The sequence below is a fragment of the Vicinamibacterales bacterium genome (assembly GCA_036012125.1).
Taxonomy (GTDB): Bacteria; Acidobacteriota; Vicinamibacteria; order Vicinamibacterales; family UBA823; genus UBA11600.
The window spans coordinates 102,572-117,839 of record DASCOS010000005.1 but is presented as its reverse complement, the minus strand read 5'-3'; the positions used below and the strand labels follow the sequence as shown (position 1 = coordinate 117,839).

Sequence of the window (15,268 nt, the reverse complement as noted above, 5' to 3'; positions counted from 1 at the left end):
AGGTCCGACAGTTTAGCCGTGAATATCGAGAACAGGCAATGGATGCCCAAAAACTCAGGCAACTTCTCGAGCAGCAGGGCGTTACCGTGGATGATCTCGATGCTGTTATTCAAGCCCTGCGAGAGTTCGATGACCAACGGATTTACGCCGACGCCGATGAAATCGCTAGACTGCAGACTTTCGTCAACGAAAACCTGAAGCGGTTCGAGTACCGGTTACGGCGCGAAAACGAAGGTGAGGACACTAACCCACTGTTCCTCGCCGGCTCAGACGAGGTGCCCTCGGGTTTCCGCGACCTAATTGAGGAGTACTTCCGAAGGCTGTCGCAGGAAGAACCCTCTTCGTAACGAAGTCTCTGGTTGCATGCCCGAACCGACGAATCCACTGTTCGATGAGGCCCTGTTGCCTCGTTTTGACCTCATTAAGCCTGAACATGTCGAGCCGGGCATAGAGAAGCTCCTAGCAACACTCAGTACCCAGCTACTTGAACTCGAACGCGCATCAAAACCAACTTGGGCAGACCTAGTCGAGCCACTCGAACGGATCGATGAGGAATTGGCTGCCCAGTGGAGGGTGGTTTCGCACCTGACTGGTGTGGCAAATAGCGAGGCGCTGCGTATTGCGTACGCGGAGGTTGAACCAAAACTCATTCGCTTTTCGGTCCGTATCAGTCAAAGCCGACCAATTTTCGATGCCTTATGCTCGCTGCGTGACGGTGACGAATGGAACCGACTCAATCGTAGTCAACAACGAATCGTCACGCTGTTGATCCGCGACGCGAAACTCACTGGTGTAGGACTTAATGGCAGAGCACGCGAACGGTTTAACGAGATCCAAACCGAGTTAGCGGAACTGTCGACGCGTTTCTCGAATAATGTGCTCGACGCAACTAAGGCCTTCTCAAAGACGCTCCGGGAGGCCGACGAAGTTGCTGGCCTGCCAGATAGCGCACTGCAACTAGCGGCACAATCGGCGCGGGACGCTGGAGAAACGAATGCCACGTCGGTTGATGGGCCTTGGCGAATTACGCTTGACCAGCCAAGCTTTGAACCATTCATACAACACAGCCGGCGGCGCGACCTGCGCGAGGAACTGTATCGGGCTTACATCACACGAGCTTCCAAAGGTGACCTTGACAACGCGACACTTATCAATAGGATTCTGCAACTGCGACGTGAGGCCGCGAATCTCCTCGGCTACGCGACCCACGCCGAACTGAGCATCGCAACCAAAATGGCGGCGAGTGTCGACGCGGTCGAGAAGCTTCTCGAGGAATTACGGGTCGCGTCATTCGATGCCGCCCACCGGGACCTTGACGACCTTAGCGAGTTCGCCAAGGCACACCCAGAATTTTTGGCGAAAGCCACGGCCTGCCCGGAAGCACTGGCGCACTGGGACCTACCTTTCTGGGCTGAACGTTTGCGAGAGCAGCGTTACGACTTCTCCGAGGAAGAACTTCGGCAGTACTTTCCCCTCCCCCGCGTTCTCGACGGTATGTTTGGACTGGCCAAACAGCTCTTCGGGGTTGAAATTCAAGAAGCAGATGGCGAAGCACCCGTGTGGCACCCTGACGTGCGCTTCTTTCGGGTGATCGGTGAAGATAAAAAGCCGCTCGCAGCCTTTTACCTTGATCCTTACAGCCGGCCTGGCGAAAAACGCGGTGGTGCCTGGATGGATGAGTGTATAGGTCGCAGCCGTCTCTTCAGCAACCCTGATGGAGGTCCACGCCTGCCAGTTGCGTATTTGGTCTGCAACCAGAGCCCGCCCGTGAACGGAAAACCGTCGCTGATGCGGTTCCGAGAGGTCGAGACACTATTCCACGAATTCGGCCACGGACTACAGCACATGCTGACGCAGGTGGACTACGGATTCGCCTCGGGTATCCACAACATCGAACACGACGCTGTTGAGTTGCCTAGCCAGTTCATGGAAAATTGGTGCTATCACCGAAAGACACTGCTTGGCCTCAGTGGACACTACGAAACCAGCGAACCGCTTCCCGACACGCTTTACGACAAGATTTGTGCAGCGCGTAACTACCGCGCCGGCGGCCTCATGCTGCGTCAACTCCATTTCGGGTTCACCGACCTAGCCTTACACCACACCTTCGAACCCGATGGCGATCGTGATGCGTTCGATATACAGCGAGGAATCGCCGCGAGGACAAGTCTCCTGCCACCACTCCCTGAGGACCGATTCCTCTGCAGCTTCACGCACATATTTTCCGGTGGTTACTCTGCAGGATACTTTTCCTACAAATGGGCCGAAGTCCTGAGCGCAGACGCATTCGTCGCCTTTGAGGAAGCAGGGCTCGACGACGAACAGGCCATCGCTAGAATCGGTCGAAGATTTCGTGACACCATACTGAGCCTCGGAGGTAGTCAACCCGCCATGGAGGTCTTTACTGCGTTCCGGGGCCGTGAGCCCGACACAGCAGCGCTGCTACGGCATTCAGGATTGAAAAAATAGACCCCTGCATGCTGGTCTTTAGCAAGACGATCCACTAGGGTCGGGGGTCGTCAGCTGCCTTTTTGTCACCACCGGTCTCAAATTCACTCGCTCAAACAGGTCGCACAGGATTTCGTTCCATCGTGGGTAGACCGAGGGCTATGTGCTCAGTTTGGTCTAGAATGGTGGTTTCGTGTTGCTGCACCTATGTCGCTACTCGCCAAACTTCGTCTCGTGTTCTCTCTCGGCCAAGGCATAAAGAGCCTTACTCACGGTCTTACTGAGAAAGAAGCTGGGCTTGACCCTTTTCGTCTCTTCGGTGAGTGGTTCCAACACGCCAAGACTTCTGGCGTTGCCCTACCCGAGGCAATGACCCTCGCCACAGCTTCAAAAGACGGGGCTCCCTCAGCCCGTATTGTTCTTCTCAAGAGCTTCGACACCCGCGGTTTCATTTTCTACACTAACTACGACAGTCGAAAATGCCGCGATCTCGAGGAAAATCCGTGTGCCGCGCTTATTTGTTACTGGACCATGTTGCAACGTCAGATACGGATTGAAGGAAGTGTCGAACGTACTAGCCAAGAGGAATCAACCGAATATTTCCGAACCCGCCCACGCGGAAGTCAGATCGGTGCCTGGGCATCCACGCAGAGTGCCTCACTCAACAGCTATGACCAGCTCGTTCGTAGAACGACGGAATTCGACCAGAAATTTAAAGGTCAAGACGTTCCGTTGCCACCCTTCTGGGGTGGATATATCGTCAGGCCGATACGGATCGAGTTCTGGCAAGGTCGGGCAAACCGGCTACATGATCGTTTGTTATACGAACGCGAAGATAGCGGCTGGAAGGTCACACGCCTAAACCCGTGATCCGGGAATACGGGTGGTAGCACTGCGCGTCAGACCGTTTTCTTGTATCAAGATTCCATTACTGGGCCATGGTCGATGTAGTCAACACCACTTTAATTTCCTCCCCCGCTCTTGGCTGTTTGCCCATGGGGTAGCCATTCAAGATGGCGAGTATTCTGGGGTCAGCCTTTCCGCGTCCGACATCTTTAGTAATCGCCTCCCAGCTATCACCGTCACGCACGACATAAAAACCAATCCGACCTGAAGGCCCGGCACCAAAAGAAAGTCCCTCAATATAGTGACGATACGTGTCACGGCCCGTATCGGCCTGCTGTGTCTTCAAGCGAGTAATCAAGTTTTCAAGTGCAGCCACCCGGTCGGGCGACGACGGGTGCGTCGAAAGCCAGGGAATATTGTTTTCGCCGTGGGCATCCCCAAGGCGGCCGAGAGTACTGAGTGCATCCGGCAAACCCGCTGGATCCCAGCCACACTTGGCCATATAGCCCAAGGCGAGGCTGTCGGCTTCCAACTCGGCATCGCGTCCGTACCTAAGAAAGAGCATGTCAAGACCCTTGTCTGCCCAACCACTGAGAGTCCGGGCCGCTGGCCAGAAGACTCGGACCAGCCAGAGGCCAGCCTGCGCCCCATGCTCGCGCGTGTAGCGCTTAGCGGTGTGGCGTGCATTGACATGACCAACCTCGTGCGCGAGGACTCCGGCTAGTTCCGCCTCGGTCCCTAAGTAAGCAAGCAAGCCACGTGTGATGTAGACGTAGCCGCCAGGAGCCGCGAAGGCGTTCACCGCTGAATCGTCAACGATACTAAAATGCCAAGACAGCTTGGCCTGCTCCGACGCACGCGCCACGCGGAGACCAATTTCCTGGACGTACTGCCGAAGGCGAGAATCTTCGTAGAGACCCCATTTTTGACGAACCTCAGCATCGCTTCGCTGCCCAAGGGCCAATTCCTTCTCGGCGGTCATCAGGGTTAGTTCCTTCTCGCCCGTCACTGGGTTCGTGACCCAGAACCGCCTCTTACCAACCCTAACGGCTGCCTTAGTAGTTTCGGCGGCACGCGACAGGCGGGTAGTACCAAAAACAAGCAGAATGATGAGGACGATGAGCAGTAGTTCGGGGAGGCCGATCACACCTCACACCATACTCGAAACGGCGAGCGGAGTCCTACAAATGCCAACGTACAAAAGATCAACCATCGAGCCTAATAAAACTGACGATGTAGCCCCTATGCCACTTATCTCCTGCTCTGTAACTTGGCCAAGAGGCGGAGGATTTCTAGATAGAGCCAGATGAGGGTGACAAGAAGACCGAAAGCGCCGTACCACTCCATGTACTTTGGCGCACCACGCTCGGCACCTTCCTCAATAAAGTCGAAGTCGAGCACCAAATTTAACGCCGCAATAACGACAACAAAGAGGCTAAAGAGGATACCAAAGGTGCCACTGGAATGGATCAGGGGCACCTCAACGCCGAAAAACCCAACGATGAAACTAAGGAGATACACCAGGAAGATGCCACCGGTCGCAGCAGCTACACCCAACTTAAAGTTCTCGGTAGCTTTAATGATTCCTGAACGATACGCCACGAGAAGTGCGCCGAGTGTGCCGAACGTAAGAAAGATCGCCTGGCTAACAATCCCAGGATATTGCTGCTCGAAGATAAACGAGATGCCTCCGAGCGCCGCCCCTTCGAACGCCGCATAGAGTGGTGTGGTGTAGGGTGCCCAGGCGTGCTTAAAGACGGTCACCATTGCAACGATAAAGCCACCGATAAAGCCGCCCCAGACCAGGCCCATGGGGAGTGTGCCGGCGGTGCCCTGTCCCCAAACGTAGGTGGCTGTAATGAAGAGGATGGCCAATGCCATTGCGGTCTTGTTGACGGTTCCACCGATCGTCATCACTTCTTGGCCTACTACGTGCGGAATTGCGGTGAAGGTGTTGGCGCTAAGTGCCGGGTTGCCTGAACGGAGGGCAAGGTGAGCAGACATCTTGTGTACTCCTGAATTGATGCAGTCTTCGCTCTTTCGTTAAACTAAAGTCATAAGAATCAACACGCGTTCTTTTGTTCTTCCATTATCGTCGCGCCGCGGAGGCACCACCATTCTGGTTGTCCGCAGCACCGATGAACAGTCCGTCCTTGACAAGAATGGAGTTGGCGTCGCCGCCTCCACCACTGGCCACACGGTGTCCCATCACGGTCAATTGCTTCACGAGGTCAGTAAACTCAGGGTCGTCGAAGCCTTGGAAGCCAACACGGTCAGGAAACCATTGCATATTGAGGCGCGGGGCATCCACGGCATCCCGTAGGCTCATCTCAAACTCAAGGATGTTTAACGTAACATTGAGAACAGTGTTGATAATGGTCCGTCCACCGGGGCTGCCAGTCACCATTACAACCTTACCGTCGCGGATGGCAATTGTCGGTGTCATCGAACTGAGCATGCGCTTTTCAGCCACAATAAGGTTAGCAGACGTGCCGATGCTCCCTTGCCGATTCGTCACCCCGGGATTCCGATTAAAGTCACCCATCTCATTGTTGAGGAGAAAACCAGCACCTGTTACGACCACGCCAGAGCCATAGCCTTGTTCTAGCGTGTAGGTGTTCGACACGGCCATGCCTGTTCGGTCGATCACCGAGTAGTGCGTAGTTTCTTGGCTTTCTTCAACCTCGGTCAGCCTAGGACCAAGTTTCTCACTCATGGTGGCGTGGCGAGGGTCAATCGATGCGGCCAACTCGCGGGCATAGCCTTTAGTTGTTAGGTGAACAGGGATTTCAACGAAGTCAGAGTCGCCGAGGTGCCGGGCACGGTCGGCGTAGGCGCGACGCATCGATTCGATAATTAAGTGCACGGTCTCTGGTGACCAACGGCCCTTCGACTTCAAATCGAAATTCTCAAGTATGCCGAGCATGATGGTGAGTGCAATTCCACCTGAGCTAGGCGGTGGCGCGGAAAAGATCTCATTGCCGCGAAAGGTAGTACGAATCGGCTCGCGAATGACGGCAGCGTAACTAGACAAGTCATTCTGAGTAATGTAACCATCACCCCGAACCATCTCACTAACCAGCAGGTCCGCTGTCTCTCCTACATAAAAGCCATCGTTGCCCCATCTGGCAATGCGGCGCAAAGTGCTGCCGAGGTCGGAAAGAACCAAGCGGTCGGAGGCCTGCCAAGGTTGGCCCCCCCCCTTGCCATAGACCCTCTTGAATTCGTCGTTCTCGGATCGCTCTACGGCTCGGTTGAGACCCTGGGCTAGGCTCTTCAACACAAATCCATCTTCGGCAAGCCGCACTGAAGGCATCACTAAATCCTTCCACGGCAGGGTGCCGAATTGTTCGTGCACTAGGACAAAGCCAGCGACGGTGCCTGGCACCCCAACCCACCTGTGGTTCTTCCGAGAACCTCCATCAATGTACATGTCCGCTGTGGAGGTAAGCGGCGCCTTCTCACGGTAGTCAACAAAAGCAGGATCGCGTCCATCACTGGGGTGGACCAACATAAAACCACCGCCGCCAATGTTGCCGGCCGAGGGATATGTCACGGCCAAAGCAAAACCTGTCGCAATGGCTGCATCGACCGCGTTACCCCCCTGTTCGAGGATCTCCGCGCCGACGTCGCTTGCCTCGACCGAGCGCGACACAACCACACCGTACGCACCAGTAGCATTGCGTTGGTCCTGAGCCAAAACACCTGGCGTAGCAACGGCCAAGCTTAAAACACACACCAAGCTGAGTCTTCGAACCGTACGGACAGAAGCACAGAGCATCAGATTCTCCTCGCGCATAACAGTCGGAAAGAAATTATTGCCGTGAGCCAAAATCACTGGCCGCCGACTTGAACGGACTAGACGGAGGCCTCTTTTGAGCAGCGGCAGCGGTTCTTCACTCTTCCAACCCGAATGTAAAGATTGTGTTACCAGCCGCGACGGTGACGCGCTGCTCGCCGGCAGTTGCATAAGTCATCGGCCCAGCGTGGATCCTGCCACCGACATTCATAACCCACAACTCATCACCGTTGCGTGCATCGAGCGCAAAGAAGTACCCATCGACCGTCCCACCGAAGAGAAGGTCGCTAGCAGTCGTGAGTATGCCCGAAGACGACCGGGGTTGGACGGGGTACTCCCACTGAATCTCTCCAGTCTGAGGCACGATGGCGCGTACTGCACTGTAATATTTTTCTCGTGGATGCAGACGCCGCCCGCCGCCGCCCGTAAAGCTTTCACCGGGTACATATTCGTCCTCGCGGATGAAATAGATCTGTTCGCTGTCATACGCCATCACGTATAGCAACTCTGTCCGTGGGCTGAAACTCGGTGACCACCAGTTAGCCGCCCCTTCAATCGGTGGCGAGACAAGTGTGCCTTCAGCGCTCGGAAACATGTTCGGGATGCGAATCGGGCGGCCATCTTCCCCAATCCTCTCAGCCCATGTTTGCCTGCCGAAGGGCGTGGCGCGGAGAAATTCGCCCGTCTGACGATCCAGCACGTAGAAGAAGGCGTTCCGGTTCGGCCAGAGCATCAGCTTGCGCATCCGGCCATCGAACTCGACGTCAGCTAGTACCGGAATTTGTGTCGCATCCCAATCATGCACGTCGTGCGGTGTGAACTGGAAGTGCCAGACGAGTTCGCCCGTATCAGGATCGAGCGCAAGTACTGAATCTGAATATAGGTTGTCTCCGAGGCGAACTTCACCGTTCCAGTCTGGCCCAGGGTTGCCGGTGCCCCAATAGACGAGGTCGAGCTCGGGGTCATAGGAGCCAGTCATCCAAGTCGGAGACCCTCCGGTTTTCCAAGAATCGTTCGCCCAGGTCTCGTTACCGGGCTCGCCTTCTCCAGGAATTGTGTAGAAACGCCAGATGCGCTCACCTGTTTCAAGGTCATAGGCATCAAGAAAGCCACGGATACCGAACTCCCCACCTGCTATGCCAGTAATCACCTTGTCCTTGACGACCAGCGGCGCAGCGGTCTTGCTATAGCCCATCGCCGCATCGGCAACTTGGGTATCCCAGAGTATGTTGCCAGTTCGCGCATCGAGTGCAACGAGGTGTGCGTCGAGCGTGCTCATGAATAGCCGGCTACCACTTACCGCCACGCCACGGTTGTTCCTGCCACAGCAATAGTTCAGGTCTTCTGGTAACTCGTGTTCGTATCGCCAAAAGACGCGGCCAGTCCGTGCATCGAGCGCGATCACCGTGCTTGGCGACTCTGTGACATACATGATGCCGTCAACCACCAGTGGTGTCGTTTCCGCACGATCAAGGTCTTGCAGCTGATAAACCCACTTAACGCGAAGGCGATTGGCGTTCGCCACCGTAACCTGGTCGAGGTAACTAAAGCGTTGGCTACTATACTGGCCGGAGTACATCAGCCAGTTCTCTGGTTCATCATCCGAGTGCAGTAAACGCTCATAGCTCACCGGTGTGAACGCGGGGACCGGACCATTGGACCCATCTGCTTGCTGCGCCTCGTATGCGCGTCCAGCAGCAACAACCAGCAGGAACACAGACAACGCGATGGGCACATGATGTCTCATGGTGCACTCTCCCTGGTTCGTAGCGAAAATAGATAGGCAACTAAGTTATCAACCTCAGATACCGTGAGCTGGTCATCGTAGCTCGGCATCGTTGAGGTTTCGATACGCTGGCTCTCACGGAGGTCCCTCTTCGCGATTGACCACAGCTTCTCGTCAGCGTCGAGGAGCCGGTAAGAATAGGTGTCCTCGTTCATCCGGATGCCCTCAAGCTTCCGACCGTCGGCGTAGGTTACGCGCACTGACCACCAACGCGGCGCCACCTCATGGTCGGGCTCAAGGAGGTCAGCCCGTAGCTCATCCGGTGAACGCCGGTCGCCTACAAAGGTCAGGTCAGGACCTAGCAGACTACCCATACCAGCGATCATGTGACACGTGGTACACCTCCCTGCACCTGCGTACAGACGCTGGCCAACCTCGGCATCACCTGGGAGCAAAATATCCTCTGGACGTTGATTGATCGAACGGAGGTATGCAACAACCTGCCACACTGACTCGTCTGTCCGACGCCGGAAGATCGGTGGCATTCCAGTGTCAGCTACTCCCTCAGAAATCACCCGAAATAAGCCAGCGTCACTCTGAGCTCTCCGGAACCTGCCCCGGCGAAGGCTGGGTCCATCGTCGCCTTCCGCATCGATGCCGTGGCATCGGCTGCAATGTATCTGGAACAGCCGCTCGCCAGTCTCAACATCTTCAAGTGACGCGTGCGGGTTGTCGCCACCTTGAGCCGCTAGGTTGGCACTCGACCCTATCCAAAACACCGACACAATGAGTGCAACTCGACCAACACTTATGCCTTGCAGGCGAAACATGGCGCATCCTTTCGGAAGTAGCTATCTTGTTGGACCAACAGCATAACCGAATTTTCTCGCTTCGAAATATTTGAACCTTGTTTCTCACTACCAACGCCTCCAACCAGAAGTAACAAGCTGTCCATGGATATTACCCCTGTATGTTTCACTCACAATACACGATAGAATCATTGAGACCATGTGGCTTTACCCGACTCCGATCACAACATATTCACCCCGGCTGGCCAGGGTAGCGCTCCTCATTCTATGTCTGATGAGCACCCCGGCAGCAGCCGAACAACCAGCTTCAGAAAACCAGTCTGAAACTTCTCAGCAACAAGTAGACGACACCCGAGGTGTCTACGAAAACGGTACGTTCACTGGGGAGTTACCAGGAACGTTCGACGGACCCGCTCCGCCAGTACCGCCGAGGGTGGTCAGTAGGGACGAGAACGGGCGGGTTACCATTCGAGCCGTTCGCGTGGGTGAGGAGCTTGTGATCGACGGTCGCCTCGATGAGCCAATCTACTCGCGAGTCGAATCGATCTCTGACTTCATCATGCAGGAACCCCAGGAAAATGTCCCTGCTACCGAGAAGACCGAGGTCTGGATTTTCTTTGACGACCGCAACCTCTATGTGGCCGGCCGCAATTGGGACTCCGAACCCGCTCGAATGATCGCTAACGACATGCGCCGCGACGGCAATAAGATCGGCCAAAATGACAACTTCACGCTCACGATCGACACATTCTACGACCGCCGCAACGGCTACTTTTTTCAGACCAATCCGCTGGGTGCATTGCGCGATGGTCTCATCAGCGATGAGCGTCAACTCAACTCTGACTGGAACACCGTCTGGGATGTTCGAACCTCGCGATTCGACCAAGGGTGGACCGTAGAAACCGTCATCCCGTTTAAATCACTCCGCTATGGCCCGGGTCGTGATCAGGTATGGGGAATTAACGTCCGGCGCGGTGTGCAGTGGAAGAATGAAGACTCGTTTATTACAGCGATGCCACGGTCGCTTCATTACATGGCGCAGTTCCGGCTGTCACTGGCCGCAACACTGGTTGGACTCCAGACACCAGGGATTTCGCGCACTCTCGAATTCAAGCCTTACGCGATTTCCGGCACCACCGGCATCCGTAACTCCAGCAACACTATCGTCAACGATTTCTCACGTGATGTCGGTTTTGACGGAAAGTACGGCCTGACACAGGGCTTAACCGCCGACTTCACCGTGAACACTGACTTTGCCCAGGTGGAGGACGACGACGAACAGGTTAATCTGACACGGTTTAGCCTGTTCTTCCCGGAAAAGCGAGAATTCTTCCTTGAGGGTCAGGGGATTTTCTCGTTTGGTGGCGCTTCGACCGGCCGGCGATGGAGTGGTTCGCCCGGAGGTAGCGATACACCTATCCTCTTCTTCAGCCGGCAGATCGGTATCAGTGGTAGAAACGAGGTGCCGATCCGGGCGGGAAGTCGGGTAACCGGTCGTGCCGGCGCGTTCACCCTGGGGCTACTGAACGTCCAAACCGCGGAAGACACCAGCCTTGGCGCCCAAGCGACCAACTTTTCGGTGGTGCGTATTCGGCGCGATATTTTCCGCCGGAGTTCCATCGGGTTTATGGGCACCAACCGCTCGGAATCTCTCAAAGGCGATGGGGCCAGCCAGTCCTACGGCGTTGACGTCAATTTCTCGTTCTTCGAGAACCTAAACCTCGGTGGCTACTACGCTCAAACGAAAACGCCTGGGCTCACCGGAAGCGATACAAGTTACGCGGGAACCATCCGAAATGAGGGTGACCGCTACGGCTTCAGCTATGCGCACTTGGTCGTCGGCGACAACTTCAACCCAGAAATTGGGTTCGTTCGTCGGGACGACTTCCGACAGAACCGCGCGTCAGTGCAGTTCACGCCAAGGCCGACGTCAATCCGCACGATCCGTCGATTCCAGTTCCGCGGAGATGTTGACTACATTGCGAACGAGTCAACCGGCACCCTCGAGTCCCGTGACCTGGGTGCACGATTTGAGATCGAGTTTGAAAATACTGATAGGTTCAGTATTGATGCGTCAGACAAACACGAGGCGCTGTTCGAAGAATTCACGATAAGTGACGGTGTCACACTACCGATTGGCGGATACGACTTTCGTAACTTCAGGGTGAACTATCGGCTGGGCGCCAGCCGCCGGGTCCCGGGTAGTGTTTATGTTTCCCGAGGCGGATTCTTTAGCGGCGAACGCACCATCGTTAATGTGAACGGCCGGGTTGAGGTGTCACCGCAGTTATCGTTTGAGCCGCGTGTTCAGGTTAACTGGATCGACTTGCCGCAGGGATCATTTAACACGAAACTCGCCAGCACGCGCGTCAACTACACGTTGACCACGCGGCTACTTGTCGCGACGCTAGTCCAGTACAACTCCAATAGTGAGTCGATTAGTACAAACGTCAGGTTGCGCTGGGAATACCAGCCGGGTAGCGACCTGTTCGTCGTCTACAGTGAAGGCCGCGAGACGAACCGCCGCGGCTTCCCTGTAATGGCGAACCGCGGTTTTGTCGTCAAATTCACTAAGTTGCTCAGGATGTAATCACTGACCGTGTTCGCTATTACATGGTCGGGATCTGCCCGTTATCTGCAATCTCCAGCATCGCGTCAGCAAATGTGTCGATCTCTTGGACGCGCGTGTAAACATTTGGCGTCACGCGTAAGCCCTCGTAGTCATCACGAATGATCGGCACAAGGACGATCCGGAAGCGATCCCACATGTAGGCGTTGATCTCCCTCGTGTCCACGCCCTTAATCTGGACATTGGCGAGGCCCCATACTTGACCCGGTTCAAGTGATGAATTAATCGTAATCTGCGGATGATTCTTAAGCCGGTCAGCCCAGCGCATCGTTAGATAACGTAACCGCGCCGCCTTTCGTTCAGCGCCGATTGCTTGATGAAATGCCAAGGCTTCAGCAATCGCTGCTTTAGCCGCCGCTGGGTGCGTTCCAATTTCCTCAAACTTCCGGATGTCGCTGTCACGGCGTCTCGGTGCCGCCTGCAGCGGCCAAGTGTTCTCGATTTTCTCGCGACGAACGTATAGAAAACCGGTACCGTGCGGTGCCAGCAACCACTTATGAAGGCTCGTCCCGTAGTAGTCACACTCGAGGTCACGTAACTTGAACGGAAAATGTGCGACAGAGTGAGCACCATCGCAAATTGAAACAATCCCGCGTTCCCGTGCCAAGCGGCTGAGTCGTTGCACCGGGAAGAGTTGTCCCGTCAAATTAGTAATGTGACAAAAGTGCAGGATCTTCGTACGTGGTGTGATCGCCTGCTCGAAACGCTCGTAGAGATCGTCCTGAGTTGTTGGCACTGGAAAGGGAATCTGCGTGAGCGTGATCCCATCGCGTCGCACCCGCTGATCCCAAGTTGTTCGCATTCGACCGTAGTCCTGGTCGGTCGTGATGACTTCGTCACCGGGCTGGAGGTCGATACCATTTTGCGCAATTTGCAACGCCTCGCTCGAATTCCGCGTGATAGCTAATTCCTCAGGATCACATCCGAACTCGTCGGCCAGTCGTCGCCTGACCGTCTCAATGTTCCGTGAGAGTTGGCTACGATAATGCACCGGGAGTTGATTTGAAAAATCGAGATAACGTTTGAGTGCTTCGTGCACCACGCGTGGCGTCGGGCAACTGTTGCCATTGTTCAGATTAGTTAGGGTTCGGTCGAGCGTGAATCCAAACTGGATCTCACGCCAAAAGAACTCATTTTGGGCAACCTCTTCGGGTGTTCGGTCAGCGACCGACTGGGCCGCTTCAGCGATTGCGCCGACACCGTGAACTTCGGTTGCAACCGTCGCCGCGCCGATCAAGCCGGTGCTTCGAAGAAAGGCTCGTCTACTCCACATCTTGTACCCCCTCTACCGTAAGAAGACTCCTACCCTATCACTCAGGCAGCGCAAAGGCGACGTAACTATCCCCGGATTTAGTCCCCATCTTCCCACCGCCGGCGGCGATGACCACGTACTGGCGGCCGTCAACCGCATAAGTCGCGGGAGTGGCATAGCCGCCGGCCGGTAGCTCAGTCTCCCAAAGCAATACACCGGTGTTGGTATCAAACGCACGAAATGCTTGATCTTTTGTGGCCCCGATGAACAGTAGCCCTCCAGCTGAAACAATCGGCTGACCGTAAGATCCAGATTAGAGACTGGCGACTGGTTCCTCTCCCTCGGCCGCAGCTTTGTATCCCTCCGTAAAAAACTCCCGCAGTCGCCGCGCGACGAGCACTTCTTCACCGTCTCGCATACAGCGAGTTTGAATACGACGGCTTCCAAAGAGACTTGACAACGCAACGCGCTGGTTGGGCCGCCGACGTAAATGGTCACGGACCTCTTGGTGGGTCATTGGTATAACACCTTGGTCCCATCCGATCTCCACGTAGGGCGCCCTCTCGTTGTCATCCACGACCTCAGCAGTAAAACTGTCAATTCCCTGCAGTTCTGCCGCCAAGTATTCGGCTTTTTGTTTCCACACCGCACGCTCTGCCACGTGGTCGAGCTGTGCGTATCGATTGAGCGCGACAACAAGGCCGATGATCTCCTCCTTACCGACTTTCATACCGCGACCGATGAGATCGTTGGGTGCAGCCTGCATCCGCGCCGCCTCAATAAGGTCCGCGCGACCCGACAGGATGCCGGTAGACTGAGGTCCGCGCAGCCCCTTACCACCTGAAACCACAACTAAATCAGCGCCGAGTTCGTTGAAGATTGTTAGGTTGCCGGTCGGTGGTAGTCGTGACGCTCCGTCGATCATTACTGATACGTCGGCTTGTTTGGCAATTTCAATCAACTCCGGGGGCTGCAGGACTTCGGCGGCCATCGTACCGCTTAGAGCAACGTGCCGTGGTAGACCAAAAATGAAGGCTGTTCTCTCGCTAATGGCATTCAGAAGTTGCGCGCGTCCCTCAACTTCAACAATGGTCGCACCGGCAGCCTGAAGAGCGAAGTCATACGGATAACGGTGCGCTTTTTGAATGATGCACTCACGCTTCATCCAAGTAGGATTCGGGAGCGCACGCATTTTTTCCTCGTCATTCCCAGTGAGACAGGCGGCCGCGCCCAGCAGTAGTCCACCCGAAGCCCCCGACGTGATCAATGCTGCCTCAGCCCGAACCACCTCAGCGGCACGCTTGCCCGCGGCGACCGTCAGCTCGTCTATCATGACGAAGTAGTCGTTGGCCTCCTGCATCGCCTCGATCACCTCGGTCGGCATACGCGAACCGCCGAGTGCAGTCGCGTGGCCATGACCTGGCAGGTGCGCCTTGACACCAAGTAATCGCATATAGATATTGTCGCGCTCAACCTTTGCCTCGATTGCCGCAGTTAGCGTCTCAATATCTGGCACGGCAGCACCGCCAGTATCCGTCTCAGTTGACGGAACCCCGCAGGCACCTGCCACACCGGCGGCCACCGTGGCACCGATAAAATCGCGACGGCTCACCTGCCCACCGACCTCATCCTCGCACTCAAGCTTTCTTCGATTCACAGGCATCGAAACCTCCCCCACTAAGTTTCATAATGGACCCGATCATAGCTGCAAACGCCTGCCAAGCATAAGCCACAATCAATCGGGACTTCGCACCAGATA

Annotated in this window: 11 protein-coding genes; 4 read left to right on the top strand and 7 right to left on the bottom strand. The window is 55.6% G+C overall.

The genetic code is table 11. The features are described 5' to 3' along the window. The 3 genes from QGH09_02845 to pdxH form a co-directional block, all read left to right on the top strand. A partial coding sequence (locus QGH09_02845) for a hypothetical protein (GenBank protein ID HJO17124.1) occupies positions 1 to 347 on the top strand: 347 nt, incomplete at its 5' end. Between the two features lie 16 nt (positions 348 to 363). After that, complete coding sequence (locus QGH09_02840) at positions 364 to 2,469, top strand: M3 family metallopeptidase (GenBank protein ID HJO17123.1); 2,106 nt, start codon at positions 364 to 366, stop codon at positions 2,467 to 2,469. A gap of 186 nt (positions 2,470 to 2,655) precedes the next feature. Further along, entirely contained in the window at positions 2,656 to 3,318 is a 663-nt protein-coding gene (gene pdxH, locus QGH09_02835) for a pyridoxamine 5'-phosphate oxidase (GenBank protein ID HJO17122.1), read from the top strand. A gap of 58 nt (positions 3,319 to 3,376) precedes the next feature. Here pdxH and QGH09_02830 read toward each other — a convergent pair whose 3' ends face one another. From QGH09_02830 to QGH09_02810, 5 genes are all read right to left on the bottom strand, one after another. After that, positions 3,377 to 4,441: a M48 family metallopeptidase gene (locus QGH09_02830; GenBank protein ID HJO17121.1), complete on the bottom strand. Its 1,065-nt coding sequence runs from the start codon at positions 4,439 to 4,441 to the stop codon at positions 3,377 to 3,379. A gap of 104 nt (positions 4,442 to 4,545) precedes the next feature. Next, positions 4,546 to 5,298, bottom strand: coding sequence for a Bax inhibitor-1/YccA family protein (locus QGH09_02825; protein ID HJO17120.1), 753 nt, complete (start codon positions 5,296 to 5,298; stop codon positions 4,546 to 4,548). Between the two features lie 85 nt (positions 5,299 to 5,383). Next, complete coding sequence (gene ggt / locus QGH09_02820; protein ID HJO17119.1) at positions 5,384 to 7,075, bottom strand: gamma-glutamyltransferase; 1,692 nt, start codon at positions 7,073 to 7,075, stop codon at positions 5,384 to 5,386. A gap of 115 nt (positions 7,076 to 7,190) precedes the next feature. Further along, positions 7,191 to 8,840, bottom strand: a complete 1,650-nt coding sequence (locus QGH09_02815; GenBank protein HJO17118.1) for a PQQ-dependent dehydrogenase, methanol/ethanol family — start codon at positions 8,838 to 8,840, stop codon at positions 7,191 to 7,193. Then, the gene (locus QGH09_02810) at positions 8,837 to 9,649 is read right to left on the bottom strand and encodes a c-type cytochrome (GenBank protein HJO17117.1); all 813 of its coding nucleotides are present in this window, start codon (positions 9,647 to 9,649) and stop codon (positions 8,837 to 8,839) included. Before QGH09_02810 ends, QGH09_02815 begins: the two co-directional genes overlap by 4 nt. Before the next feature lie 178 nt (positions 9,650 to 9,827). Here QGH09_02810 and QGH09_02805 point away from each other — a divergent pair, with 178 nt between their 5' ends. Continuing rightward, complete coding sequence (locus QGH09_02805) at positions 9,828 to 12,218, top strand: DUF5916 domain-containing protein (GenBank protein HJO17116.1); 2,391 nt, start codon at positions 9,828 to 9,830, stop codon at positions 12,216 to 12,218. A 19-nt stretch (positions 12,219 to 12,237) separates the two neighbouring features. On the opposite strand, the gene QGH09_02800 is transcribed toward QGH09_02805, so the two are convergent. Continuing rightward, the gene (locus QGH09_02800) at positions 12,238 to 13,530 is read right to left on the bottom strand and encodes an aminotransferase class V-fold PLP-dependent enzyme (GenBank protein HJO17115.1); all 1,293 of its coding nucleotides are present in this window, start codon (positions 13,528 to 13,530) and stop codon (positions 12,238 to 12,240) included. A gap of 292 nt (positions 13,531 to 13,822) precedes the next feature. Beyond that, positions 13,823 to 15,172 (bottom strand): aminotransferase class V-fold PLP-dependent enzyme, encoded by a 1,350-nt coding sequence (locus QGH09_02795; GenBank protein HJO17114.1) that lies wholly within the window; start codon positions 15,170 to 15,172, stop codon positions 13,823 to 13,825. Between the last annotated feature and the right edge of the window lie 96 nt (positions 15,173 to 15,268).